The organism is Oceaniferula marina (genome assembly GCF_013391475.1).
In the GTDB taxonomy this organism is placed as follows: Bacteria; Verrucomicrobiota; Verrucomicrobiia; order Verrucomicrobiales; family Akkermansiaceae; genus Oceaniferula; species Oceaniferula marina.
Window position 1 is genome coordinate 393,234 of record NZ_JACBAZ010000002.1, and the last position, 24,754, is coordinate 417,987.

Below are 24,754 nucleotides of genomic sequence, written 5' to 3' on the forward strand. Positions count from 1 at the left end.
GGTATTGGTTGGGGCTGGGTAGTGGCTTTGTCGCAGTCCTGTCAGTTGACCGTCTTAACAACGACATGCAATCGACCTGAGCTTGAACAAGCATTGCATGCATATCCTGAGTTAAGCATTGAATTTATCTACCTCGATGTGTGGCCTGGGGTGGCCCGGTTGAACCGGAGAGGTCGTGGGAAATTGGGCGTAGTATTTCGCCTTTTGTTATGGCAGTTTCGAGTGAAGCAGTTTTTGACTGATTTGGTTAAAAAGCAGAAGTTTGATATTTTACATCATTTGACATTGGGAGCTTTTCGTATGCCCTTTTCGGTTGCTGGGCATGGCGTCCCCTCAGTCGTAGGGCCCGTAGGAGGTTGTGAGGAGTTTCCTGAGCCATTGTTGCCAAAATCTCCAAAAGTCCGACAAAAAGAACGGCTGAGAAATTGGCTCAATCGATTGCATACACGGTATGGCATAGGCATGTCTCGTTATCGTAAGGTGGATTTGGTGGTTTCGTGTACGAAGGAAATGGCAGAGGCTTTTGCTCGCTGTCAGGTGTCCAGTCCGGTGATGCCCAATATTGGCTTGCCAGATCGTCAACCAGACCCTGTTTCTAAGAGGTTTGAAGGGGAGGCTTTGCGATTGCTCTTTGTTGGCAATCTGGTCTATTGGAAGGGGCTTGAATTAGCGCTTTTGGCCCTGCAGCAAATGCCTGAGCAGGTAACTCTGACCTTAGTAGGCGATGGTGGCGACCGCTTGGATGTCGAGGCCGATATCCATCGCCTTGGTTTGAACGACCGGGTGGATTTGAGAGGCGCTGTTCCGCGTGTCGATTTACTCGAGATGTATGATCAGTTTGATGTGTTTTTGTTCCCTAGTTTACACGACTCTGGAGGTATGGCGGTCATTGAAGCAATGTGTGCAGGCCTACCCGTTGTTTGTTTGGATGCGGGAGGTCCTGGCATTTCTGTTAATAACGACTGTGGAACGGTGGTTTCTCTCGGGTCTAAAGATGAGGTTGTTCTGGGCCTGAGTAATGCGATTCAGAATTATTTAGATGACCCAGTATTGCGTGAGCGGCACGGGCGGGCTGCGGTTCAACGCGTGAACGAGGCCTACCTTTGGCCGAAAAATGCTCAAAAAATGGTGCAGTGGTATGAGGAGCTTCAGCGTTGAGGTGTTGAATCGAGCCGTGAACTGCCAATAATTTTTAAATGTATGGAAGATCATAAATCATTGACCTATCAGGATTTTTGGGAGATGCGTGCCCGCCAGTCGATTTGGGTGACACGGAATGTAAGCTATAGAGCTGGAGCATGGATAGCTTTGCTTGCTAATCGCCTTGGAGTATCCCCTAATATGATATCTTTGATATCGGGCGGCATTACTGTTGGGGCGGCTTTGATCGCTTTTGGCATGGGCCATGGAAACGTTATAGCAGGTCTGATATTGACTATTGGTTTGCAGCTTGGATACGCCTTTGACTGTGCGGATGGCCCACTTGCAAGAGCGACGGGAAAGGGAAGCAGTTTTGGTGCCTTATTAGACAAGTTGGTGGATTTGTCATCGGGTATGATCTTTCCCTGTATTTTGGCATATAGTGTGGGGCATTGTTATTTTTTTGGAATTCCTTTTACAGTGAGGGTTTTGATTCTCGTTCTTATTTTACGAGTCTTTTTGAATGTGATGTTATGGATTAAAGAGTTGGTCGTTTATAAAGCTGACCGTTTGAAGGTGGATCCGCGTATGCATAATGGTTGGTGGAAAGTAAAGAAGGCTGCCAGTATTTATATTGATGAACCTGTTTATAGACTGGCAATTGGTTTAGCATGGACATTTGGTTTTTTCTGGGAGTTTTTTGCTTTGTATCATGTGGGAGTTTTATTTCTAACGTTGGCATACTTACTATCATCTAAAAAAGAAATGGATGCGATGGATCGGGCGGCACGCCCTTCGGGTTAGGCCGCTGGAAGTTGAGGAAGTGCAGGGGTGCAGGGGTGCTTTAGTTCTTAGTTGGGAGGTTCTTATGAGTATCACAAAATTTGAGGACATTACAGCTTGGCAGAAGGCTCGTGAACTTACGGGCAAGATTTACGAACAAACCCAATCCCCTGAATTCAGAAAAGATTTCGGGTTGGTTGATCAGATTCGCAGGGCATCTGGTTCGATTATGCACAACATAGCCGAAGGATTTGATGCAGGTTCAAATAAAGAATTTGTTCGTTTTTTGCGCTATAGCTTCCGCTCTGCGAGTGAAGTTCAAAGTCAATTGTATATTGCACTGGACGCTGGTTTCATCTCTGCTGAAAATTTTGATCAGCTGTATCAACAAGTGGTGGAGGTCAAAAAATTACTTGGAGGCTTCATCAAGTATCTGATCAATAAGAATGTTACGTGATCCTCAACTCCCGCACTCCCGCACTCCCGACTCCCGCCCTTCCACACTTCCACACTTCCACACTTCCGCACTTCCACACTTCCGCACTTCCGCACTTCCGCACTTCCGCACTTCCGCACTTCCGCACTTCCCCGCCCTTTTTCCCCATGAAATCTTTATTACAAAAACATCCCTATGTGTTACCTGTGTCCTTGCTTGGTTTGGTGATGCTTGTGTTCTGGTTGCTGATTCCGATTTATCCGAATACATCGACGTCGAGTGATCGTTTGATTCTCTATATCGCGGATGCCTGGAAGAAGGATTTTGTGCATGGTTGGGCGGTGCCGTTTTTGTTTGTGGCTTTTATCGTCATGGCTTGGCCAAAGATGAAGCTCGAACCGGTGAAGGGCTCGCTTTGGGGGCTGTTCGGGGTTTTGTTTGCTGTGTTTTTGTATGTGGCATCGGTGCGAACCTTGCAGCCCCGATTGCCCCTGATTGGCTTGCCGTTTTTAATCGTTGGCGGTGTGATGTTTGTGTATGGCTGGAAGGTGGCCCGGCACATGTTGTTTCCCGCGTTTTTCTGGTACTTTGCGATCTCGGTGCCGGGACTGCAACAAGCGACCAATGCCTTGCAAATCATGGTGACTAAGTCCTGTTATGCAGTGGGCACCGCCTGCGGCATGGAGCTGGTGAATGCCGGCAATGAGATCCGATCGGCCAATGATAGCTGGAGTTCGTTGAACATTGCCGAGGGCTGCAGTGGGATTCGATCGTTGATGGCACTGGTGATGATCTCAGCAATTTATGCTTACTTCACTCAGAAGCAGGTGTGGAAAATGGCCTTTCTTTTTGCCTGCTCTCTACCCCTGGCCTTGATCGCTAACTTTTTCCGCATCTTTACCATCATCGTTTTAGCGGAGCTGGGGTATTCTGAATTTGCCGCCGGGATTTACCACGATTGGGCAGGCTTGTTGTTCTTTTTTCCCATTGCCTTGGCGGGGCTTTTCTTGATCGATCGCTTGCTCAACTGGAAGGTGAACAGACGTGTTATGCGTAAACGCATACAGTCTTGAGGTTAATTAGTTCTTAGTTTGGGAGTTCTTAGTTCTTAGTTATTAGTTATTGGTTATTGGTTATTGGTTATTGGTTATTAGTTATCAGAGCTTCGCTGCCTGTTGTCTGTCCTCTGTTGTCTGTTTTTCAACTCACACCACATTGACAAATAATAACGGAGGTCTAGTGTACGCACGGTAGTTATGAGTGACGTAGGCATAGTTCGCAAAACGGTGGGAAGAAGCTTGGATTCGCTTTCTCCTTTTCTGCGTCTTGAGCGGTTAAGGCAAAATGCGAAACCTTTTATTCAACAATCCAAATACAATGGCAAATCCTCTGGAGTCATCATTCGAAAAATTGTTGGCCCTGCTCGTTCAAAGTGAGGTTGAATTTATCACGGTTGGAGGGATTGCTGTTTGTTTAAACGGCTATGTTCGCTTGACCGAGGGTGTGGATATTTTAGTGAGCAGAGACTTTGAAAATATTCGGAGACTGATTCAGTCTCTGTCTTCGTATGGTGAAGGGTTTGCTGCTGAGTTGAGCCAAGAGGATTTTACCGATGAGGAGGGGGCCATCCGCGTGATTGAAGCGGTTGAAAATTGCCAGATTGATATTTTTGTAAAAATGCAGGGGCTCTATCTCGAAGATTTTGCATCAGATCTCAAGTTCTTTCAAACCGCAAGCGGCTTGAAAATTCCTTTCCTAGGTCCAAGGAGCCTTATACGATTAAAATCAGCCTCACTGAGGGAAAAAGACCGAGTGGATGTCAGTGTATTAAGAGGTATGAACGGCTGGCAGGAAGGTAGGACGGATTTGTAATCTGTCGACAGGCTTGGGCATCATCAACCTTAGCCCTATTGAGCCCTTGGCTTGTTGAAAGCCCTTCGGGCGTTGAATATTTGCTGCGCAAATGTTGAATGCTAGTCTTCAACCTTTCATCTCTCATGCCCGCAGGGGCAATGTGTAGGAGTTATTACGCCCTTTCAGGGCTCCTTTACCATGCAATCTCGTCCCCAGGGCGATGCCCCGGGCTACGATAGGATGCCCTTTCAGGGCTGACTAGGTCTTCATTTTTCGTCTTTCTTCTGTTGTCTGCATAGCTGGACACGCTTGGACCTTCCTATCTCCCTTTAGCTCAGACGAGGTGCCAGGATGCAAGGTAAGACCATCTATTTATACCACTCCGCAAAACAGACGAGACGATTGATCGTTGTTGAGGTATTTGGAAAAGCACTGCGTGATCCATGAGAGTTCCGGATGAATGACTCCTTTGGCTTTGTTTCTCCTTAGTCATGGTGCCCGCACCATTCCTTCGTCGCGCCTTGCCAAAGAACTTATTCATCTCGGCTATCGTCCCGTCTGTTTTACTACTTGGTATTAAATCTTCGCGGCTTGGCGGCTTGGCGTGAAATAAATCAGAGAAGCTCCTGATTTCCTGTCGAACGAAGCATCAAGATCCGGTTATCAGTTATTGGTTTGTCTGTCCTCTGTTTTCCCGAAACAAAGTTTCATTCAACCTGCCATCTCTCATTCCCGCACTGGTTTGTCCTTTGCCCGTGGTCTTCGCCTTGTCTTGAAAAGTTCTTCCCTGCTGGCTATGGGAATACCATCGTAAACAACCGAGACCAGCGCTTGAAGCCTTTTGGCAACCCGGGATTTTGGATTCCATTGATACAATAGTGTTCGTCCTTGTCTTTTTGATACGATAACCCCAGACCGTTCGAATTTATCGAGTTGCCGCTGGACGGAATCGAGCGAAATACTGAGATCTGCTGATATGGCCCTGCCATACGACTCTCCATAGTGATGGAGGTGTAACAGTACTGCTTCTGCTGCACGGCTTCCAAATAATTCTGCCAAAACACCTGAGTTCATGACCTGACATTAGGGTCATATGACCGTAGTTTCAAGTCATTAATTGATGTTTGTAGATGAGCCAAACTGGAGCAGTTGCACAGAGGAGGAGCTCTGATCTTATATAGCGTGGCATTTGGATGACGCGGGTATTTATTCTGTTCTTGTTGGTGGGGCGGTGGTCGCGATTTATACGGAAGGTTTGTATCGGTCTGGCGACTTGGATATTGTGCCTGACGACTTTCAAAGAAAAAAGCTTGGGCATACCCTTGAAGGTTTGGGTTTTCGAACAGGCAAAGGCAGATACTACGAGCATCCCTTATGTAAGCACTTGGTCGTGGAGTTTCCCAAAGGGCCTGTTGAGTTAGGTGAGGAACATCCGGTTATTGCTGATGAGATCGAATACCAAGGGAAGACGATCAGGTTGTTGTCCCCGACAGATTGTGTCAAAGATCGATTAGCATCTTATATTCATTGGGGAACTCGAGATTGTTTTGACCAAGCAGTGTTGGTTTGCCAGAGACAGTCAGAGCGGGTTGATCTAGAGAATCTTCGCAAGTGGTGTGATTCCGAAGGCGGGAGCTATGCATACGAAGAGCTACTTAAGCAATTGGCAGGTCTCGAATCTGAGTAAATCTTCGCGGCTTGGCGGCTTTGCGTGAAATAAATCAGAGAAGCTCCTGATTTCCTGTCGAACGAAGCATCAAGATCCGGTTATCAGTTATCAGTTATCAGTTGTCCGTCTCCTATTGTCTGTTGTCTGTCCTCTATTTTTCGACTCTTAAGCCTTTCAACGAAACGAAGTTTCATTCAACTTCCCGACTTCCCGACTTCCCGACTTCCACAGCATGAATACCGAGCCTTCCAACTCCTGCACTCCCGAACTCCAGCACTCCCGAACTCCCGCCGTCGTTCGGCGGCTGTATATCTTAGCTTGCCTTTTGGCGCTTGGTTTTTCGATGATCTGGCTGCTACCGAAGTCGGGGGAAATGAAACCATCCCGCTTGAAACGCCCTTTGCCGATGCAGTTTGGTTCGATCTGGGGTAAATCAACCGAGGTAACCGGAGAGGAGTTAAAAATTCTGGCGAAGGATACGGAGTTTGAGCGGGCGCAGTACATGAATCGTGATTTTCCGACCCGACCACCGGTTGAGGCATCGGTTGTGTTTTCCGGTAAGGATCTGAATAACAGCATTCACCGACCGGAGCGTTGTTTGAGGTCACAGGGATGGAATTTTACCAAGGAGCGCAAGGTGATGGTGAAGGGGGCGATGCCTGATGGGGCGGATATGCCGTTCCGGGAAATTGTCTGCGCAAAGCCGGTTCAGCTGAAAAACGGAGAGGTCGTTGAAGTGATGCGGGTACAGTATTATACCTTCTTTGGCCATACAGCTGTAACAGAAGATCACTACGGGAGGACTCTTCAGGATATGAAAGACCGTTTGTTTAAGGGATATGATCAGCAGTGGGCATACGCCACATTTTCCATGCCTGTATACAATCAATCCCATGTGGACCTGGGTATGGTTCACCCATCCAATGTGTATACGCTTGAGGAATCGGAAGCGATTTTGGCCGAGTTTATTCAAAAGCTCGCACCGCTTGTTGTGGAGTAGGTTTTATAGGGGACAGGCAGCAGAGGACAGAAGATGGGAAGGTTGAAAAACAGACAGCAGAAACAAGCCCTTGGATGACCAATTACAAATAACGAATCACTCATTCCGAAGAATCCGTCATTGCGGATTCTGAGTGCAACTTCTTCTTGCTTAAACCCCCGTTTGACTTTATGGCTGCCCGTGAGGCAGCTTTTTTTGTATCTACAAGATGAGTTGGTGGAGTTGGGAAGTGAAGTTGTGAGGTTGACCCGCACTCCCGCACTCCCGCACTCCCGCACTCCCGCACTCCCGCACTCCCGCACTCCCGCACTCCCGCACTCCCGCACTCCCCACCATGTTCGGTTCCAAACAACGAGAGCAATTTTCCATCCAAGCATTGCAGCTGAGTGATGCCTTTTTGGTGTGGTTGTCCTTTTGGTTGGCCGATGAATTTCGACCTCAATTGAGGGCTCTCTTCGGGATGGAGGATGCCGGTAAAATCGGTCTGTATGAGATTTCCTGGCTCTTGTTTATTGTGGTCCCTTTTACACCACTGATTCTTGAGTTGCTTGGATTTTACCGCAATATGATGCGGAAGACGGTGGCGAAATCCGTCAACCAGATGTTGCGCTGTCTAGCTCTGATTGGTGTGATTGTAGCCGTTGCGGTGGTTTTCTTCCAGATGGCTCCATCGAGTCGGATTGTATTGACGGCGGCTTTTTTGATCTCGGGTGTATTGCTTTTGATTCGTGATGCCGTGGTGCGTTCGGCCTTGAGGAAATCGGCTCGTGATGAAGGGTATCGGGAACGGGTGGTGATTGCAGGTGCTCCGGATGAGATCAAGGAGTTGATCGAGTCGATGCCTGAGGAAGTAACTGATTACTGGGAGGTGGTGAAGGAGTTTGACCTGACCGCTTGGAATTTGGATGCCTTGGAGGAGGTGTTAATTGAGCACTCGGTGCATCGGGTGATTATTGCTGCGCGGGGGGCGGTGTTTCGTCAGATTTCCCGCACTGTGGAGCTTTGTGAAAAGCAGGGGATCGAAGCCTGGGTTTCCGCTGGGTTCATCCGCACTCAGGTATCGCGTCCAACCTTCGACAACTTGGGCGGGCAGCCGATGCTCGTGTTACGTGCGACGCCCGAACTTTCCTGGGCCTTGCTTCTGAAGGGGGCGATGGATCGGGTCGGGGCGTTTTTCTTTATTCTATGCACCTCTCCGCTCTGGCTATTTGCCATGATTGGTATTCGGCTTGCCAGCCCTGGGGCTCCGGTGTTTTTCCGTCAGGATCGTGCCGGTAAATATGGCAAGACCTTTAAAATGTGGAAGTTCAGGACGATGGTTCCAGATGCTGAGGCAAAATTGGCTGAGGTGAAGGAAGAGGTTGGGAATGAGATGAGCGGGCCGGTGTTTAAATTGGAGAATGACCCCCGGGTATTTCCTTTCGCCCGATTCTTGAGAAAGTGGAGTATTGATGAACTTCCGCAAATGTTGAATGTTCTGACCGGAGACATGAGCTTGGTCGGGCCGCGTCCCTTACCGGTGTATGAGGTGAAGGAGTTTGAGAAATCCGAGCATCGGCGACGCCTTAGTGTGAAACCTGGAATTACCTGTACCTGGCAAGCCGGTGGACGTAATACCATCACCGAGTGGGAAGACTGGGTGAAGATGGACCTGGAATACATTGATAATTGGTCATTGTGGCTGGATATCAAGTTGCTGCTTATGACGGTTCCCGCCGTGCTCTTTGGGAAAGGCGCGAAGTAGCCTAAAATCCACGGTAGTGGATTTTAGGAGTTCTTGGTTCTTGGTTCTGAAGTTAAGGAGTTAAGGAGTTAAGGAGTTAAGGAGTTAAGGAGTTCAAGGAGTTCAAGCAGTTCAAGGAGTTCAAGGAGTTCAAGGAGTTCAAGGAGTTCAAGGAGTTCAAGGAGTTCAAGGTTCTGAAGTTCTTTGTTCGTCCTTCGCACTTCCCAACTTCCCAACTTCCCAACTTCCCGACTTCCCGACTTCCCGACTTCCCGACTTCCCGACTTCCCGACTTCCCGACTTTTTACACTTTAGCATTGTCATTGGCAGATCTTGTTTCACATTTGGGTTTCCACCACTGTAGGCACCACATACCATGAAAATATTCAGCGGAAAGGCTCACCAAGAGCTCGCAGAGAAGATCGCGGCCCACTTGGGCACCACCCTGGCCGATGTTAATGTCACCTCTTTCCCAGACGGTGAATCCTTCGTCCAGATCAACGAAAATATCCGGGGAGAGGACGTGTATCTCATCCAGCCAACCTGTCCGGCGACCAATCATAATTTAATGGAAATGTTGATTATGGTGGATGCTGCCAAGCGCGCGAGTGCAGGGCGGATCACTGCAGTGATGCCGTTTTTTGGATATGCCCGGCAGGATCGGAAAGATCAGCCTCGTGTGCCGATCACAGCCAAGCTGGTTGCGAACCTGATTGAAGCGGCAGGTGTCGATCGCGTCCTGACCATGGATCTGCATGCTGCACAGATTCAGGGATTTTTCGATATTCCGGTCGATCATCTGTATGCCAAGCCGGTATTTATTAAGCACCTGCGTGAGCAGCACGGCGATGATGCCAGCAATTTGACCGTTGTTTCTCCGGACGTGGGAGGTGTCAAAATGGCTCGCTCGTATGCAGACAAATTGGGTGCGGAGTTGGCGATTGTTGCCAAGCACCGGGTCAGCGCGACCAAGGTCGAAGCGATGAACGTCATCGGAGATGTTGATGGCCGGAATGTGTTACTGGTCGACGACATGACGGAAACTGCCGGAACCTTGTGTGCGGCGGCGAAGATCCTCAAGGACCACGGAGCCCAGAAAATCTACGCCGGTGTTTCCCACGGGGTTCTTGGCGACATGGGGCGCCAGCGCATTTTGGAGTCGGCGATTGAGCAAGTCATTACAACGGATTCCGTGCCTCAGGCGTATGGAGAAAAGGTTGAGGTGGTTTCTGTTGCCGGTCTCTTTGGGGATGCGATTTCCCGAATTCATGACGGAAAATCAGTAACCTCACTCTTTGACATTGACGAATAGGCTGAAGCTGCTAAACACCGCGGCCCGAGACGTACCGGCAACTCACTCACTACTACCACCTGCCTACGTTTTTGGATCTGCTCATTCATCGATTAATCATTCAACCATCTTAAGAAAATGGCTAAACCACAAACTTTAAAAGCAAGCGAGCGCGCCCGGACCGGGTCTGGCGTTCTTAAGCAAATGCGCCGCGAAGGATTCATTCCTTCTGTCATTTATGGCGGTGGATTTGAAAACAAAAACATCAAGGTTCACGCAAAAACCCTGACGGACATGCTCAGTCATGCCGCATCCGAAAGTATCTTGTTCAACCTCGATGTTGAAGGATCCGACACCCAGTTGGCCTTCCTTCAGGATGTGCAACACAACGCATTGACGGGTGAGATCGTTCACGTTGACTTCCGCGCTGTGGACAACAAAACGGAGATTCACGCGAACCTGCCACTTGAACTCGTCGGCGAAGCCGCCGGAGCCAAGGCTGGTGGATACCTTGACCAGATGCTTCACAGCCTCGAGGTCAGCTGTTTGCCGCAGGATCTTCCTGAAGGGATTGAAGCCAGCGTCGAGCACCTCGAAATTGGAGATGCTCTGCACATCGGTGAGATCACTTACCCTGAAGGTGTGAAGCCAGTTCAGAATGCGGACGTCGTGGTTGCCCTGGTGATCAAGACCCGTGTTGCTAAGAGTGCTGGAGCGGAAGCTACGGATGAAGCAGCTCCTGCCGAGGCTGAGTAAACCACTTTGTTTTTCTAATCATCAACAGCCCGGTGCCTTCATTGGCTCCGGGCTGTTTTGCGTTTGGGAGTGGAGGAGTTTTGAGTGGTGAGTTTCGCGCTTCCGGGTTGCAATTGTGGATCAGACTTTTAGTTTGCTTGCGTGTCTGACATCAAATTGGTTGTAGGTCTGGGAAACCCAGGGGCAAAATACGAACAAACGCGCCATAACATCGGGTTTTTGGTTGTGGACCGCTTGGTTGGCGACTCCGGATGTTCGATGTCGAACCACCTTCGCTGGCGGGCCCATGTGGCGAAATTACCGGGGCTTGGGACGATTTTGATGAAGCCCCAGACGTTTATGAATGAAAGCGGCCAATCCGTCGGTGCGGCGGTGAGGTTCTACAAGCTGGAGCCCGAGCAGGTTCTGGTGGTTTACGATGATGTTTCACTGCCTTTTGGTGCGCGTCGGTTCCGGATGTCAGGGTCGGCAGGTGGGCACAACGGGATGAAATCGATTATCAGCCACCTGGGAAGTGATCGGTTTCCGAGGTTGAAACTGGGAATTGGAATGGACAGTCGACCGGCGGAACTTGCTGGCGCGGAGGGGGAGGCTGCGAAAAATAAGCCTGGAGGAAGTCTGGTAGGGCATGTTTTGGGTAAATTTTCTGTCGAAGAACGTAATGAATTGGAAAACACGCTTGCAACTGCAGCAGAAGCTGTTCAGTTTGCGCTCTCCGAAGGAGTAGAGGCAGCTGCCAACGCCTTCAACACGAAGAAAAAGGCATGACAGAAGGTCGGCATTTTTCTAAAACCAAGCAACCCAAGGTCAATTAACCTTTAACCAATAGTAAAGCGATGAGCAGAAAATACGAAGGACTGATCGTCCTCAACGCCCAAGGACAAGAAGACAGCCTCAACGATCTCGTTACCGCCGTGGCCAACGAAATGGAGGCAACCGGAGCCAAGATGGATGAGATCCAGCAACTTGGACGCAAGAAGTTTGCCTACAATGCACGTCACCTCGACGGCGGACATTACATCAACTACATTTTCGAAGCCGATCCTGAGGCGATTGAAAAAATTCAGGCGAAGTTGAGCCTGAACACCGGTGTTTACCTTCAGCACTACCAGCGTCTCGCCTAAGCGAGCAGCTGGAAACGAGGGTGGATGTCAGGAATGAAGTTCGGGTGATCATTGGGTCACCCGAATTGTTCATTTCCTGATTGCCATCTATCAGAAATTACGATAAGTCTCCGCATTATGGCTAATTTAAACAAAGTGATGCTCATGGGTAATGTCACCCGTGATATTGAGTTGCGTTATACCCCCAAAGGAACTGCGGTGGCTGATATCGGACTCGCGGTTAACCGTGTGCGATCCGGTGAAGGCGGTGAGCGTATTGAGGAGACCACTTTTGTCGATATCACCTTGTGGGGTAGGACCGCGGAGGTCGCTCACCAGTATTCGGGAAAGGGGCAGCCGCTTTTTGTCGAAGGACGATTGCACATGGATACCTGGGTGGATAAAGCCTCCGGGGGGAACCGTTCCAAACTCAAAGTTGTCGCCGATAACATTCAGTTGATGGGAACCCGCAGTGGTGGAGGCAGCGGTCAGCAGCAAGCTCCGCAGCAGTCACAACAAGCACCCCAGCAACAGGCAGCGCCTCAACAGCAGCAGCCACCTCAAGGCGGCTCCCCGGCCTACGGCGGACCGATTGAGGAGAACGAAGACATCCCGTTTTAGGGGCGTCCTGAGTGGACAACTCCAGTGTAGGACAGGATTGTATCCTGTCGGCATCCCGAGGAATAATCAGGCTGTGAGCTCCGCGTTCCCAAGCCTGTCGACAGCTTGAAAAGCTGTCCTACTTTTATGGGATCCAGAGGGTGTAGTGCGCTTTATCCTGTGGGTAACCCTTGGGGGATTGGCGGGTCTGGGGTTGAGCGTTCCCAAGCCTGCCGACAGCTTGAAAAGCTGTCCTACTTTTGGCCTGTCAGGCCTTGTTTCATGACGGTGGTATTGGCTTGGCCTGGGAACCAGAAATCAAAGGCGAGTGCGCCTTGGTGGAGGAGCATGCTCAGGCCGTTGGCACCGCGTGCTCCTGCAGCATTTGCTGCCGCCAGCAGAGCGGTTACGGGAGGGGTGTAAATGGCATCGTAGACCATGTGGTGTGGCTGAATACAGGAGCCGGAAAGCGGTAGGGGGTCCATGCGCTGCATCCCTAGCGGGGTTGCATTGATGATCAGGTCGGCGTGACCCGCGGCCTCTTCGATCCCCGGGTCATCCGGAGTCATCGCATACAGGGCATCTCCGGGGCCTGCGAGGTGATCAGATTGACGGTAATAATTCTGTAATTCCTCAGCCAACGATTGTGCTTTTTCCACCGTGCGATTGACCAGCCAGATCTGGTCGCACCCGAGACGGGCACATTGGGTGGCGATGGCGCGGCCGGCACCACCTCCCGTTCCGAGCACCATGACCCGAAGGTCGCCGAGATCGACTCCAAACTCCTCATGGATCGCCCGAGCCAGCCCCGGGGCGTCGGTGTTGTGGCCGATGATGCTGCCGTTGTCGAACAAGATGGTGTTAATTGCTCCGATAGCCTGGGCGTCTTCGGTCAGTTGGTCACAGGCATCAATGGCTTCAAGTTTATGAGGAACGGTGATGTTGCAGCCGACAAACCCGAGCTCTTGCATTTTATTTAAGGTCTCTTTGATTTCTCCGGGTTCGACCTCGAGTCGAATGAAGCGCATGTCGAGCCCTGCGTGGTCGAGTGCTGCCTGGTGCATGCCGGGGGAAGCGGAATGTTTGATGGGTTTTCCCAGCACGGCGAGTCGGGCCGGTTGCGAAGCCCCCTGATCGAGAAGTTCGCGTGATGCAAGATCAGTTGTGGTGTAGACGGGTTTCATGGCAGCTTGGTGGAATGTGGGTGATGGTTGGCAGCGATGGGGTGGGCAGTGTCCCCGCTTCCTATTGGGGGTCTTTACCCTTGGCTCAGTTCTTGAACGGTGCGTTGGATACGGCGGATGGATTCTTCTTTGCCGAGGATGTTGAGGATGTCTCCGAGATCGGGACCTCCGCCTTGACCGCTGAGTGCGATCCGGGTGGGGAACATCAGCTGGCCGGGTTTGGCGCCGTTGGCCTTGGCCGTGGCTCCGATACAGGCTTTGGCCTCGGTCCAGTCATCGAGGGAGCCGAGGCTGTCAGCAAGTTGGCCGAGTAAACCAGCCGCCGCTTCATTGTTGCGCACTTTGTTCAAGGCATCGGTGTCGTAAGCATACGCGGGATCGAGGAAAAAGGCGATGGCGGATGGGACCTCGGTGAGGAGCCTGACCTTTTCCTGAACGGAAGCTGCTATTTGAGAATAGTTCTCCGGTAGAGTGAAGCCGGCTTTCTCTACGAAGGGGGCGGCGTCCGAGGCGAAGGCGTCCGGTGAGAGTTGCATCAAGTGCTGTTGGTTGATCCAAGCGCATTTTTCGACGTCGAATTTTGCCGGGGAGCGAACGATGGCTTCGAGGCTGAAGCGCTCGATGATTTCGGCCACCGTCATGACTTCGGATTCGTCTTTTGGTGACCAGCCGAGCAGGCTGAGGAAATTGAACACGGCCTCGGGTAGGTAGCCGTCCTCATTGTAGCTGCCGACAGCTGCTCCGGTATCCCGTTTGCTCATTTTCGATCCATCACTGTTGAGGATTAGCGGGATGTGACCGTATTGTGGGGGCTCGACGCCGAAGGCTTCAAATAATTGCAAGTGCTTAGGCGTATTCATCAGGTGGTCCTCACCGCGGATCACGTGACTGATTTTCATTTCCAGGTCATCGACAACGTTGACGAAGTGGAAGACGTAGGAGCCGTCCGAGCGGCGGATGACCATATCCGGAGTGTTGTCGACGTTAGTGTAATCGATGGTGACCTCACCGCAGATGAGGTCTTGCATCGTGACGGGTTTGCGCTCGAAGCGGAAGCGCCAGGCTCCATCATCTTCGTAGACCCGGTCATCGGCTTGAAGTTTTTCAAACCACTTGTCGTAGAGTGCTTTGCGCTGGCTTTGGAAATACGGGCCAAATTCTCCGGTGGTTTGCCCGTTGGCCTGGGGGCCCTCATCCCAATCGAGTCCGAGCCAGCTCATGCCGTCGAAAATGGCCTGTCGGGCTTCGTCGGTGTTACGTTCTTCATCGGTGTCTTCGACACGGAGGACAAAGCTGCCACCGTGTTTGCGGGCGTAGAGCCAGTTGAACAGTGCGGTCCGGGCGCCTCCGACGTGGAGGTAGCCGGTGGGGGACGGGGCAAATCGGGTGCGGATGGAAGAATCGTTCATGCCGTTGGTTTACCGTCAGCCCTGCCAATACGCAAGAGTGGAAGGTGGGAGTTTTGAAGTTCGACTTTCGGCTTTCGCCTTCCGAATAATGCATTAGGCTCGGGCTATGAGATGGTTGATTACGTTGATGGTGCTGGTGACGGCGGGTGTGTTGTCTGCCCGGCAAGTGGAGCTGGGCTTTCCTGGGTTGGAGCACCGGGTGAAGGTGTTTTTACCGGAGGGACATGATCAGTCGAAAAAGTATCCCACTGTGTTTTACTACCATGGAGCCGGGGGAGCGCCTGACACCTCTTATTTGCGGCTTCATACCCGGGACAAGCATTGGATCATTGTAGGCATGGCCTATTACCGTTTGGGCTCGGTGAGTTACGATGCCAAATCGTTGGAAAATGCCCGGCACTTGTTCAGGTCGGTGCAGAATCACCTCAAGGTCAAACATGGCTTGGATCCGCAGCGTTGTTACGTCGCCGGTTTTTCCAAAGGAGGCTGGCTGGCCGACATGATGCTGCAATCGGAGCCAGGTCTCGCGGGTGGAGTTATTCTCGGAGCGGGTCATTTGGATAAGGTTAAAGCTAATCCGGCCCGCTACCGGAACAAAAAGCCGGTTTTTGTTGGGATTGGCCGCAAGGATCCCAATTACCCATTCGCTTTGCAGTCGGTGATGTTTCACCGCAAGCAGGGGGCTGCCAGCACGCTGGAAATCTGGAATGAGCTTGGGCACACGGTTCCGGAGGACGGCTCCCATGGACTGCATCAATGGTTGGCGATACAGGGGCAGGGAGCGACTGCACTTCGTGCTGTGGCCAAACGGGAGATGCAATTGGCCTACGACGAGGCCCTTGAACGGAAGCCTCTGGCCCGCTGGGATCGATTGCGGCAGCTGCAGAAATTACCCTATGCTGCACTGATGGGTAAAGCGTGGGTGGCTGATTTGGAGCGGCGTTTGGCCGAGTTGGAGCAGTCCGACCCGGTGCGGCAGGAGGTGAAGGTGCTGGCCCTGCATCGCAAATGGGTATTGCAAGAGATCAAGGTGAATACGATGGAGAATATGATGAAGGTGCATCCTGAATATCAAAAGCTGGCCGACCAATATTCAGGCACTCGACAGGCAACTCTGGCACAACATGATGCCGAGCGGACGGCCGTCCGGATTGAGCAGTTTGCCAAGCAGGCATCAGCGAGGAAGGACAAAACGGAGCATAAGAGAGACTCAAAGCGACCAGCGAAGTCGGATGTGGATTTGCCAACGGATCAACGGCGAATACCGAGGAATCCGTTGATCAGGTGATGCCGGCTGCTTGATAGCTTTACTTGGTAGGATGTTTGCAGGCCAATGAGGGGTCGACAAGCAGAGTGCTTGATTTAGAGTGGAGGTATGATCATTCAGCAGCTAGACCAACAGGAAGCATTTACCACCGCTGACGGTTCAACGATCCGGAGCATTTTGGATGCGACCAATGCTCCGGTGAAAAATCAAAGTCTGGCAGAGGCCAGTTTAGCTTTGGGTGGAAAAACCGATAGGCACTATCACAAGCTCAGTGAGGAAATTTATTTTATTCTTGAGGGGCGGGCTTCGATGGAAGTGGGTGGTGTCTTTCAGACGGTCGGGCCGGGAGATGCCATTTTAATTCCACCCGGTGCCTGGCATCAGATCGAAGCCTTGAGCGAGCTACGCTTCCTTTGCTGTTGTGCTCCCGTGTATTCCCACGAGGATACGTATTTTTAAGTTGAGGCGTTGAGGGGAAAAGAGCGCCTAGACAGACCGGTCCAATGTGATACAGTTGCTACATGGAAAGTGCGCTACAATACGTCACAGATGGCTCAGGGGCAAAGACCGCTGTGTTGCTGCCTATTCATGAGTATGAGGCATTAATGGAAGACCTTAGTGACCTTGCTGTTATCGCTGACCGACGTGGTGAAGAGACGATTGCACACGATGAATTTTTAGCTGAATTACGTAAAGATGGAATCCTTTCCGATTAAGTGGCGTAAATCCACTAAGAAAGATTTGCGTCGCATATCACAAGTTGAGGTCAGCAAAATCGTAGCTGCTGTCTCATCTCTTTCTGATGATCCCAGACCTGAGGGGTGCAAAAAGATGCAGGGTAGTGATTGTGCCTATCGAATTCGAGTGGGGGACTATCGGGTTATCTACGAGGTCTATGAGGATCAGATCATTATTGAAATTATTAGGGTGCGGCACCGCAGGGAGGTATACCGCAAGAAATAAGTGCCACGCTTGCGGTCTCATTAAGAACGGCTTGCCAGTTTTTTCTGCTGCTTGTCAGCTCAGGAGCGTTAAATCTTGAATGAGCGCGTCATCGTGACCGATGTGCTTTTCGAAGTTCTGGAGTTGAGTTTGCGAGGGGGCTTCGTTCTACGGGTGGTGTTGCTCTACAAATCTTTATCGGCTTTGTAATGGTCATACTTTGATTTTTGGTAGATGGTCTGATCGTCAACTTAAACACTCTCAGCATGATGGAATATGAAGCAACAATTCTTTGGTTTATTGCCGGTCTGGTATTGATTTTGTTGGAGTTTGTTATCCCCGGCGTGGTGATTATCTTTTTTGGTCTGGGTGCCTGGATGGTATCGATCGGACTGTGGCTCGGCTTGATTGATTCGGTGGCTGCGCAGTGTATGGTTTTTTCCACTTCCTCTTTGTTGATGCTGTTTGTGTTACGGCGTTATGTTTCCTCGTGGTTTGTTGGAGGGTCTTGGAACGGGGGATCGAATGTGGATGAAGAATTTGTTGGGAAAAGTGTCCGGGTTGTTCACGCCATCGGTGGTGGGGACAATCCGGGAAAAGTGGAGCTCAAAGGCGCCGAGTGGGTGGCTTTTGCTGATCAGGCCATGGACGTGGGAACTCACGCCACGGTCGTTAAACGAGATGGTATTCATTTGATGGTTGAATGAGTTGCATCACCCCAACAATAAAAACAGAGAAACCCAAATACGACTATTATGTTACCCTATATTGTATCCTTCGGACTGGTTGTCCTCGTTGTTATTACCTTGCTGAAAACGGCAAAAATCGTTCCACAGCGCAAAGCCTTTGTGATTGAGCGGCTTGGAAAATATAACCGAACTCTCGGTGCGGGATTTCATATCCTGCTGCCATTTATTGATCGGATTTCCTATAAGCATTCCTTAAAGGAAACGGCTATTGATGTCCCATCACAGATGTGTATCACCAAAGATAACATCGCGATTGAAATCGACGGTGTGCTTTACATGCAAGTGCTCGATGCCAAAAAAGCCAGTTACGGTATTGAGAATTATTATTTTGCTTCCAGTCAGCTCGCCCAGACGACGCTTCGTTCGGAAATAGGTAAGTTGGAGTTGGACAAGACCTTTGAAGAACGGGAGACGATCAACGCCAACATCATTGATGCTCTTGATAAAGCCAGTGAGCCATGGGGTTTGAAGATTACCCGATATGAAATTGCCAACATCACCCCTCCTCGGTCCGTGCAGGATGCATTGGAGAAGCAGATGCGCGCGGAGCGTGAGCGTCGTGCCCAGATTGCTCATTCCGAAGGTGAACGGGAGGCGGCCATCAACGTTGCCGAAGGTCAGAAACAACAAGTCATCAAGGAGTCCGAAGCCGAAAAAATGCGTCAGATCAATGAGGCTGAAGGTAAGGCCAAGGAGATTACCTTGTTGGCTGATGCCACCTCGGAAGGATTGCGCAGGATTTCCGAATCCATCATTGCCCCGGGTGGTAAAGAAGCGGTGAACCTTAAGATTGCCGAACAGTATGTGAAGGAATTCGGAAACCTGGCCAAGGAGAACAACACCATGATTCTGCCCAGTAACGTTGCTGATATCGGAGGCACCGTGGCCGCTCTTGGTAAGGTCTTGAGTGATAGCAAAGCAAGTTAGCCGCGCGCATGCAAAGTAGGACAGCTTTTTAAGCTGTCGGCATCCCAAGGGGAGTTGATAGGGGCTGGGGTTGATGACGCCAAAGCCAGTCGACAGGTTGAAAAACCTGTCCTACTTTCCAGAGCAGAAGATACGGAACAATGGATTGGGGATCGTGTGCTTGGACGAGCGCAAGGTAGGACGGCTTTTTAAGCTGTCGGCATCCCAAGGGGAGTTGATAGGGCTGGGCTTGATGATGCCAAAGCCAGTCGACAGGTTGAAAACCTGTCCTACTTTCCAGAGCAGAAGATGCGGAACAATGGATTGGGGATCGTGTGCTTGGACGAGCGCAAGGTAGGACAGCTTTTTAAGCTGTCGGCATCCCAAGGGGAGTTGATAGGGGTAGGGCTTGATGATGCCAAAGTCAGTCGACAGGTTGAAAACCCTGTCCTACTTTCCAGAGCAGAAGATACGGAACAATGGATTGGCTGTCGTGTGCTTGGACGAGCGCAAGGTAGGACAGCTTTTTAAGCTGTCGGCATTCCATGGGGAGTTGATAGGGCTGGGGTTGATGATGCCAAAGCCAGTCGACAGGTTGAAAAACCTGTCCTACTTTCTGGAGCAGAAGATGCGAAACAATGGATTGGCTGTCGTGTGCTTGGACGAGCGCAAGGTAGGACGGCTTTTTAAGCTGTCGGCATTCCATGGGGAGTTGATAGGAGCTGGGCTTGATGACGCCAAAGCCAGTCGACAGGTTGAAAAACCTGTCCTACTTTCCAGAGCAGAAGATACGGAACAATGGATTGGGAACAACGCTATCTGGACGATGATATACCATGGGACCATGGTGAGGCGGCCCCTGCCATCGTGGAAGTTGTGAGTCGGCAGATCGTGCCAGAGGGTGCACGGGTGTTGGTTCCGGGCTGTGGATTGGGGCACGATGTGCGTGCTTGGTCGGATGCAGGCTTTGCGGCCACTGGCTTGGACATAGCATCAACGGCCTTGGAGCGGGCGCGTTGTCGATATGGCACGGACGGGATGTCGTGGCTTCAGGCAGATCTTTTTGACCCGGAACTGCCTCGTCGTGGCCTCTATGATGTGGTGTGGGAGCACACCTGTTATTGTACGCTGCCCTTGGAGCTTCGCTCCGCTTATGTGGATGCCGTTGCTCGGTTGCTGAAGCCGGGGGGCTTGTTTTGTGCCTTGTTTTTTACGGATACGGGGAACGGGCCGGGCGAGGGACCTCCCTACAGTGCGGACCGGGATGAGGTGTTTGAGCTGTTTAGCCCGATGTTCGACTTGGCGTGGGAAAAGCGTCCAGATCAGGCCTATACTTCACGTGTTGGGCGGGAGTGGCTGATGGTTTGGACTCGCCGGATGCATGACAATATCTGAGCAAGGATTCCGAGCAAATTGACTAGACGCTCTGGCTTCGCTGGCTTAGCTTGCGCCGCGTGAGCACAAGTGAAAACATGCCGGAGCAGCAGACGTCTGACCTTGAGGTCAAGGACGCCCAGGTTATTTTCAGTTCCCTCTGGCAGGAGCTGGAGCATGAATTAGGACGCAAGAATATGCGTTTCCCCAAGGAGATGATCCTGCTGGGAGGTGCTCCTGGCGCGGGTAAGGGAACCAATACCGATTACATCCGAAAAGTTCGCGATATCGTTGCCGAGCCGATTGTCATGAGCTCTTTGCTCAATACTCCGGAAATGGAGGCTCTCAAGGCTGGAGGCAACATGGTCGGTGACCGTGAGGTCGTGAATATTTTGTTCCGTGAAATGCTGAACTCACGCTATCGCGAAGGCGTGGTGCTCGATGGATTTCCCCGGACCAAGGTGCAGGTGGAGGTTATCAAGATGCTCTATGATGCCATGATCGAGCTTCGCACCGAGTTTGCGAATACGAAATATGCCGTCCATTTCAAGCAGCCGATTTACCACATCATGATCCTTTTTGTTGATGAAAAGGAGAGTATCAACCGTCAGATGCACCGTGGGCGTGAAATCATCGAACACAATAAACGGGTGCGCGAGTCCGGGAAAGGGGAGCTGCTAGAGGAACGCCCTACCGATACCGATGAAAACTTGGCGCGAAATCGGTACACGATTTTCAAGGAGAAGACCTACGATGCCCTGCTATCTCTGAAGCAGTTTTTCCACTACCATTTGATTGACGCCCATCCTCCGCTGGATGAGGTAAAGGCAAATATCCTTTCGGAAATGGAATACCAGAGCTCGCTTGAGCTCGACCCCCGGACCTACGATGCTCTGAGCCCATTGCCGTTAGCCAGTGACATCACAACGCATGCCCGCCGTGATCTGGTGTATCGCTTGGATCGTTATGAAATTGGCAATCAGGATTTATTCCACAAGGTCATCGCCTTGATTGAAAACAAGATCATGCCGATTATCAAGCCGCACGCGATCTCAGGTCGGGCGCTGATCAATATCGAAGATGCCTTGTTATCCGAGCCGCTGGCTTTGTCGATGTTGATCGATATTTTCTCCGAGCGTGGCTTTTTTGCCAGTGTCGATGTGCACTTGCTTGAGGTTCCGGAGCACTTTGATGTGACCACTGGTAAAATCCACTGCAGGCATAAGAAGATTTACCGAATTAACATCCGCTTCAAAGGTTCTGAGATCCGGATCGGCTGATACCATTCCGTCGTCGCGCCTTGCCGGAATAGCAATCCGTCTCGGCAATCGACCCATCGGTTTTGCGACCTGGTATGGGCTGTGGACGATGATCCGCCAACGAAATCGATGCTTTGGCCACGGGCCGTGGCTGATTGACGGCGTGTTGATGGTTTTTCTAAAGACATCACCCTTGACCTGCGCTTACGCTCATCCCACCAGCAAGAGGGACAAAAAAATGCTGGTGGAGTAGATCGTGATCGCAGCAGATCAAGGGTAAAAGGGTCTGAGGCGTCGTGGTTTAGCCCGCTTTATCGAGGGTTTTGTTGAGGTGATCCTTGATGTCTCGAAAAATGTTATTGCGGCGTGTCCGGGCAATGTGGACGTCGCCTGTTTGAAGGGAAAACCGGTGACGTTGTGATGTTCCGTCAGCGTTGTGTGTGGTGAAGCTGCACCACCAGATGTCCTGGTTTTTCCAGATGTGGTGATTTGGGTTTTTGGGATCGAGCTGCGAGATGAGTTTAATGGCAGACATGGTGTTTTTTGGTTCAGGTTGTTGCTCACGTTCTGTGATTCACAAGTTGCTTCATCCGCTTGTGATCGGAATGCAATGTAAGCACCAGTGGTGGAAATTGTAAGATGCGATCTGTTCTTTTTTTTATGATATCGGGTCAAATGAGGATTTTGAAGGTTTTGAGAGTTTGGTTTTGAAGGCAGATGCGGGGCACTGGATAGAAGGTGGTGTCGATGGCGTTAAAATATCCTTGCCTCATGTTGACAGATTAAGGCAGCGTGGACTTATACCACTCCGCAAAACAGACGAGACGATTGATCGTTGTTGAGGTATTTGGAGCACTGTGGAAAAGCACTGCGTGATCCATGAGAGTTCCGGATGAATGACTCCTTTGGCTTTGTTTCTCCTTAGTCATGGTGCCCGCACCATTGCTTCGTCGCGCCTTACCAAAGAACTCATTCATCTCGGCTATCGTTCCGTCTGTTTTACTACTTGGTATTATTCAGCGTTTGAGAAGAGATGAAACAAAAGGGATTAAAAGCAGAATGGGGGTTTTTTATTTATATGGGAGCCTTGATCGTGGGGTCGGCTCTGCAGGCGCATGAGCCGGAAGTGCAGCGGGTGTTTGGCTATCCCCACGCCCATGAGAACTTGGAGGTACAAGTCCATACCACCTGGGAGAGTCGATATTTTTCCGAGGGTAGGGATGCCTTGGATGGTGATAGTTTATGGGCTACCGGGTTCGACGCCGGTTGGAATCATCTGACTGCCGGGGTGTGGTATGGGGTATCGCCCGAGCAGTCTTACAATGAGCTTCAGCTATCGCTTGGGATGACTCAGAGTTTCGGCGATTTCAGTGTGTCTGCGGGGTATACCCACCTGCGGTTTCCATCGGACGGGGCTTATGACAATGAGCTCGGGCTCGGGCTCGGATGGTCGAATCTGCCGCTGGATCTCGAATTGGCGCTGGATGTCTACTACTCCTTTGATGCGCAGGGGGCATTTTCGGAGGTAGTGTTGATCAAGCCTGTGGAACTGACAGATGGCTGTGACCTCTATCTCAGTGGTGTGTTTGGAATGAACCACGGCTATGTTTCGGACGGGCACGACGGAGCGAACCATCTCGCGTTACGGGCGGAGTTTGATTGTTCTCTCAGTGAGGATTGTTCACTCGTGTTACACGGATCCTATAGTTGGGCGCTTGACGAGGACTCCGGCGCACCGGGTGATGAGCTCTTGAGGGATTTCTTCCACGGTGGTGTTGGTCTGCGTTGGTCGTTTTAGCCCGCGCTGTGGAGTGCGGAGGGCGGCCTGCCAGGTTCTTACTTGGAGCTTTTTTGGGGAGTGGCTCTTTTTTTCAGGAGCAGTGCCTCGAGTTCTTTCAGCAGGGGCTCCGGCATGCGCATGTTGAGTGTGATCGGGGCTTCGTCGTCGAACTCCTTGAGCCGTTGTCGGGCTCCGACGTCCATCATTTCACGGACGACGTAATAACCATAGGTTTTTGAGGCTTTGTCGATAAAGCCGCCGACGGCCATAAATAAGGATTCTTCGAGATCGAGCAGGGGTTTGAGTTTAAAGGTTTGTTTTTTGAGCACACCTTTGGCGACCAAGTCATCGAGCAAGGAGTCGATTTCACGAATCTCTTGGACGAAAGCGTCCGGTTGCTCATCATCTCCGTTATCCACGCCGAGCATATGAATTTTATGGCCTGCATTCTGGCTCACAACCGAGAGCTTAAGCCAGGTATCTTTTTCTGTTAGTTTGCCCGGATTTGAATCGCTCATTTCGGCGTTTGCGAGTAAGTTGAGTGAGCAAAAGATGGCGAGTAGGTGGATTGGCAGGGTCTTCATGCTTGGTGTGGGTAAAGGTTGAAATATCAGGGTGTTTCCTTGGTATTCATAGAGCTTTTATTGAGGCGTGGCGAATCAAAATGTGCATAGTGGAAAAAAAAGTGCGTCATCTGGGGGTTGGGGCCAAAATTTCCTTGCGCTTTTTTAAAAACAGATTAGACCCCGCGGGGACGACATGGCTAATTTTTTTCCGAGATGGTCCAATTTACTACCGCTTAAGATTGCGGTATGTGTAGTTTTTGTAGTGATGGGGCTGGTAGCAGCCTTTGCATATTATGGCACGCCGAAGGCCCAGCGTGTTGGATACCAGCCTGATCAGCCGATTGATTATGATCATGATCTGCATGCGAACCAGTTGGGGATCGATTGCCGGTATTGCCACAGTTCGGTCGATAAGTCCGCGAGTGCCGGGGTGCCGACGGCGAATACCTGTTGGAATTGCCACCAGCACGTGCAGAAAGGGAATCCCAAATTAGCCCCCCTGCGTGCTGCGATGGGCGTGGATGAAAACCATACGCCGATTGAAGGAGCTGAGAAGAAGCCCATCAAGTGGGTCCGGATTCACAAAACCCCTGACTATGCGTATTTCGATCACTCGGCCCACGTCAACCGCGGTGTTTCCTGTAAGAGCTGCCACGGTGACATTCACAAGATGCGTAAGGTGCATCACGTCGAGCCGCTGAGCATGGATTTCTGTTTGAACTGTCACCGCAAACCCGAGCTTCACCTCCGCCCACTCGAAGAGGTTTATAACTTGGACTACGATGCCGAAGAGTATCTGGAGGAAAACAAAATCATCGACCCGGAGACGGATAAACGCATTACAACCCAAGAGGAGTTCGGCAAACTGCTGAAGAAAAACTGGAACATCCAGCCGAAAGAAAGCTGCGCGACCTGTCACCGATAAACGGTAGGCCAATCCGAGCCGCTAGAGCTCCCTCGGCC

The 24,754-nt window shown here is 51.0% G+C and carries 28 protein-coding genes; 23 read left to right on the forward strand and 5 right to left on the reverse strand.

Annotation, left to right across the window (positions count from 1 at the left end):
* Window positions 1-462: 462 nt before the first annotated feature.
* The 13 genes from HW115_RS06155 (at window position 463) to ssb (ending at window position 12,376) form a co-directional block, all read left to right on the forward strand.
* Window positions 463-1,158, forward strand: a complete 696-nt coding sequence (locus tag HW115_RS06155; RefSeq protein WP_178931717.1) for a glycosyltransferase family 4 protein — start codon at window positions 463-465, stop codon at window positions 1,156-1,158.
* Window positions 1,159-1,200: 42 nt separating this feature from the next.
* Window positions 1,201-1,944, forward strand: a complete 744-nt coding sequence (locus tag HW115_RS06160; RefSeq protein ID WP_178931718.1) for a CDP-alcohol phosphatidyltransferase family protein — start codon at window positions 1,201-1,203, stop codon at window positions 1,942-1,944.
* Window positions 1,945-2,008: 64 nt separating this feature from the next.
* Window positions 2,009-2,380 (forward strand): four helix bundle protein, encoded by a 372-nt coding sequence (locus HW115_RS06165; RefSeq protein ID WP_178931719.1) that lies wholly within the window; start codon window positions 2,009-2,011, stop codon window positions 2,378-2,380.
* A gap of 146 nt (window positions 2,381-2,526) precedes the next feature.
* On the forward strand, window positions 2,527-3,432 hold the full coding sequence (locus tag HW115_RS06170) for an exosortase/archaeosortase family protein (protein WP_178931720.1): 906 nt from the start codon (window positions 2,527-2,529) through the stop codon (window positions 3,430-3,432).
* A gap of 271 nt (window positions 3,433-3,703) precedes the next feature.
* A complete protein-coding gene (locus tag HW115_RS06175) occupies window positions 3,704-4,231 on the forward strand; it encodes a hypothetical protein (RefSeq protein ID WP_178931721.1) in 528 nt (175 codons plus the stop codon).
* A 1,171-nt stretch (window positions 4,232-5,402) separates the two neighbouring features.
* Complete coding sequence (locus tag HW115_RS06180) at window positions 5,403-5,900, forward strand: hypothetical protein (protein WP_227021317.1); 498 nt, start codon at window positions 5,403-5,405, stop codon at window positions 5,898-5,900.
* 214 nt (window positions 5,901-6,114) lie between these two features.
* Complete coding sequence (locus tag HW115_RS06185) at window positions 6,115-6,882, forward strand: exosortase-associated EpsI family protein (protein WP_178931722.1); 768 nt, start codon at window positions 6,115-6,117, stop codon at window positions 6,880-6,882.
* Window positions 6,883-7,216: 334 nt separating this feature from the next.
* On the forward strand, window positions 7,217-8,626 hold the full coding sequence (locus HW115_RS06190; protein WP_178931723.1) for a sugar transferase: 1,410 nt from the start codon (window positions 7,217-7,219) through the stop codon (window positions 8,624-8,626).
* 355 nt (window positions 8,627-8,981) lie between these two features.
* Window positions 8,982-9,917: a ribose-phosphate diphosphokinase gene (locus HW115_RS06195; protein ID WP_178931724.1), complete on the forward strand. Its 936-nt coding sequence runs from the start codon at window positions 8,982-8,984 to the stop codon at window positions 9,915-9,917.
* A 117-nt stretch (window positions 9,918-10,034) separates the two neighbouring features.
* Window positions 10,035-10,652, forward strand: a complete 618-nt coding sequence (locus tag HW115_RS06200) for a 50S ribosomal protein L25 (protein WP_178931725.1) — start codon at window positions 10,035-10,037, stop codon at window positions 10,650-10,652.
* A gap of 141 nt (window positions 10,653-10,793) precedes the next feature.
* Window positions 10,794-11,420, forward strand: a complete 627-nt coding sequence (gene pth, locus HW115_RS06205) for an aminoacyl-tRNA hydrolase (RefSeq protein ID WP_178931726.1) — start codon at window positions 10,794-10,796, stop codon at window positions 11,418-11,420.
* 68 nt (window positions 11,421-11,488) lie between these two features.
* Window positions 11,489-11,776, forward strand: a complete 288-nt coding sequence (locus HW115_RS06210) for a 30S ribosomal protein S6 (protein ID WP_178931727.1) — start codon at window positions 11,489-11,491, stop codon at window positions 11,774-11,776.
* A gap of 117 nt (window positions 11,777-11,893) precedes the next feature.
* Window positions 11,894-12,376 (forward strand): single-stranded DNA-binding protein, encoded by a 483-nt coding sequence (ssb, locus tag HW115_RS06215; protein ID WP_178931728.1) that lies wholly within the window; start codon window positions 11,894-11,896, stop codon window positions 12,374-12,376.
* 233 nt (window positions 12,377-12,609) lie between these two features.
* Here the strand turns inward: ssb and aroE are convergent, their stop codons facing one another.
* Together aroE and gltX are read right to left on the reverse strand one after the other, a co-directional pair.
* Window positions 12,610-13,539 carry a shikimate dehydrogenase gene (gene aroE, locus HW115_RS06220; RefSeq protein ID WP_178931729.1) on the reverse strand — a complete coding sequence of 310 codons (930 nt, stop codon included), beginning with the start codon at window positions 13,537-13,539 and terminating at the stop codon, window positions 12,610-12,612.
* Between the two features lie 74 nt (window positions 13,540-13,613).
* Window positions 13,614-14,948 (reverse strand): glutamate--tRNA ligase, encoded by a 1,335-nt coding sequence (gene gltX, locus HW115_RS06225; protein ID WP_178931730.1) that lies wholly within the window; start codon window positions 14,946-14,948, stop codon window positions 13,614-13,616.
* A 106-nt stretch (window positions 14,949-15,054) separates the two neighbouring features.
* On the opposite strand from gltX, the gene HW115_RS06230 reads away from it, so the two are divergent.
* From HW115_RS06230 to HW115_RS06255, 6 genes are all read left to right on the forward strand, one after another.
* The gene (locus tag HW115_RS06230) at window positions 15,055-16,236 is read left to right on the forward strand and encodes an alpha/beta hydrolase (RefSeq protein WP_178931731.1); all 1,182 of its coding nucleotides are present in this window, start codon (window positions 15,055-15,057) and stop codon (window positions 16,234-16,236) included.
* Between the two features lie 87 nt (window positions 16,237-16,323).
* Window positions 16,324-16,674 carry a cupin domain-containing protein gene (locus HW115_RS06235; RefSeq protein ID WP_178931732.1) on the forward strand — a complete coding sequence of 117 codons (351 nt, stop codon included), beginning with the start codon at window positions 16,324-16,326 and terminating at the stop codon, window positions 16,672-16,674.
* A 62-nt stretch (window positions 16,675-16,736) separates the two neighbouring features.
* Complete coding sequence (locus tag HW115_RS06240) at window positions 16,737-16,931, forward strand: hypothetical protein (RefSeq protein ID WP_178931733.1); 195 nt, start codon at window positions 16,737-16,739, stop codon at window positions 16,929-16,931.
* Complete coding sequence (locus tag HW115_RS20180; RefSeq protein WP_178931734.1) at window positions 16,912-17,178, forward strand: type II toxin-antitoxin system RelE/ParE family toxin; 267 nt, start codon at window positions 16,912-16,914, stop codon at window positions 17,176-17,178. Before HW115_RS06240 ends, HW115_RS20180 begins: the two co-directional genes overlap by 20 nt.
* A 245-nt stretch (window positions 17,179-17,423) precedes the next feature.
* Complete coding sequence (locus tag HW115_RS06250; RefSeq protein WP_178931735.1) at window positions 17,424-17,864, forward strand: NfeD family protein; 441 nt, start codon at window positions 17,424-17,426, stop codon at window positions 17,862-17,864.
* A gap of 48 nt (window positions 17,865-17,912) precedes the next feature.
* Window positions 17,913-18,833 (forward strand): SPFH domain-containing protein, encoded by a 921-nt coding sequence (locus tag HW115_RS06255; protein WP_178931736.1) that lies wholly within the window; start codon window positions 17,913-17,915, stop codon window positions 18,831-18,833.
* 403 nt (window positions 18,834-19,236) lie between these two features.
* On the opposite strand, the gene HW115_RS06260 is transcribed toward HW115_RS06255, so the two are convergent.
* Complete coding sequence (locus tag HW115_RS06260) at window positions 19,237-19,518, reverse strand: hypothetical protein (RefSeq protein WP_178931737.1); 282 nt, start codon at window positions 19,516-19,518, stop codon at window positions 19,237-19,239.
* 92 nt (window positions 19,519-19,610) lie between these two features.
* On the opposite strand from HW115_RS06260, the gene HW115_RS06265 reads away from it, so the two are divergent.
* Window positions 19,611-20,207, forward strand: a complete 597-nt coding sequence (locus HW115_RS06265; RefSeq protein ID WP_178931738.1) for a methyltransferase domain-containing protein — start codon at window positions 19,611-19,613, stop codon at window positions 20,205-20,207.
* 59 nt (window positions 20,208-20,266) lie between these two features.
* Window positions 20,267-21,466, forward strand: a complete 1,200-nt coding sequence (locus HW115_RS06270; RefSeq protein ID WP_319609278.1) for a nucleoside/nucleotide kinase family protein — start codon at window positions 20,267-20,269, stop codon at window positions 21,464-21,466.
* 280 nt (window positions 21,467-21,746) lie between these two features.
* On the opposite strand, the gene HW115_RS06275 is transcribed toward HW115_RS06270, so the two are convergent.
* Window positions 21,747-21,980, reverse strand: a complete 234-nt coding sequence (locus HW115_RS06275) for a hypothetical protein (RefSeq protein ID WP_178931739.1) — start codon at window positions 21,978-21,980, stop codon at window positions 21,747-21,749.
* A 498-nt stretch (window positions 21,981-22,478) separates the two neighbouring features.
* Here HW115_RS06275 and HW115_RS06280 point away from each other — a divergent pair, with 498 nt between their 5' ends.
* On the forward strand, window positions 22,479-23,243 hold the full coding sequence (locus tag HW115_RS06280; protein WP_178931740.1) for a hypothetical protein: 765 nt from the start codon (window positions 22,479-22,481) through the stop codon (window positions 23,241-23,243).
* Window positions 23,244-23,281: 38 nt separating this feature from the next.
* Here the strand turns inward: HW115_RS06280 and HW115_RS06285 are convergent, their stop codons facing one another.
* Window positions 23,282-23,809 (reverse strand): hypothetical protein, encoded by a 528-nt coding sequence (locus HW115_RS06285; protein WP_178931741.1) that lies wholly within the window; start codon window positions 23,807-23,809, stop codon window positions 23,282-23,284.
* A 175-nt stretch (window positions 23,810-23,984) separates the two neighbouring features.
* On the opposite strand from HW115_RS06285, the gene HW115_RS06290 reads away from it, so the two are divergent.
* Window positions 23,985-24,716 carry a cytochrome c3 family protein gene (locus HW115_RS06290; RefSeq protein ID WP_178931742.1) on the forward strand — a complete coding sequence of 244 codons (732 nt, stop codon included), beginning with the start codon at window positions 23,985-23,987 and terminating at the stop codon, window positions 24,714-24,716.
* Window positions 24,717-24,754: the final 38 nt, after the last annotated feature.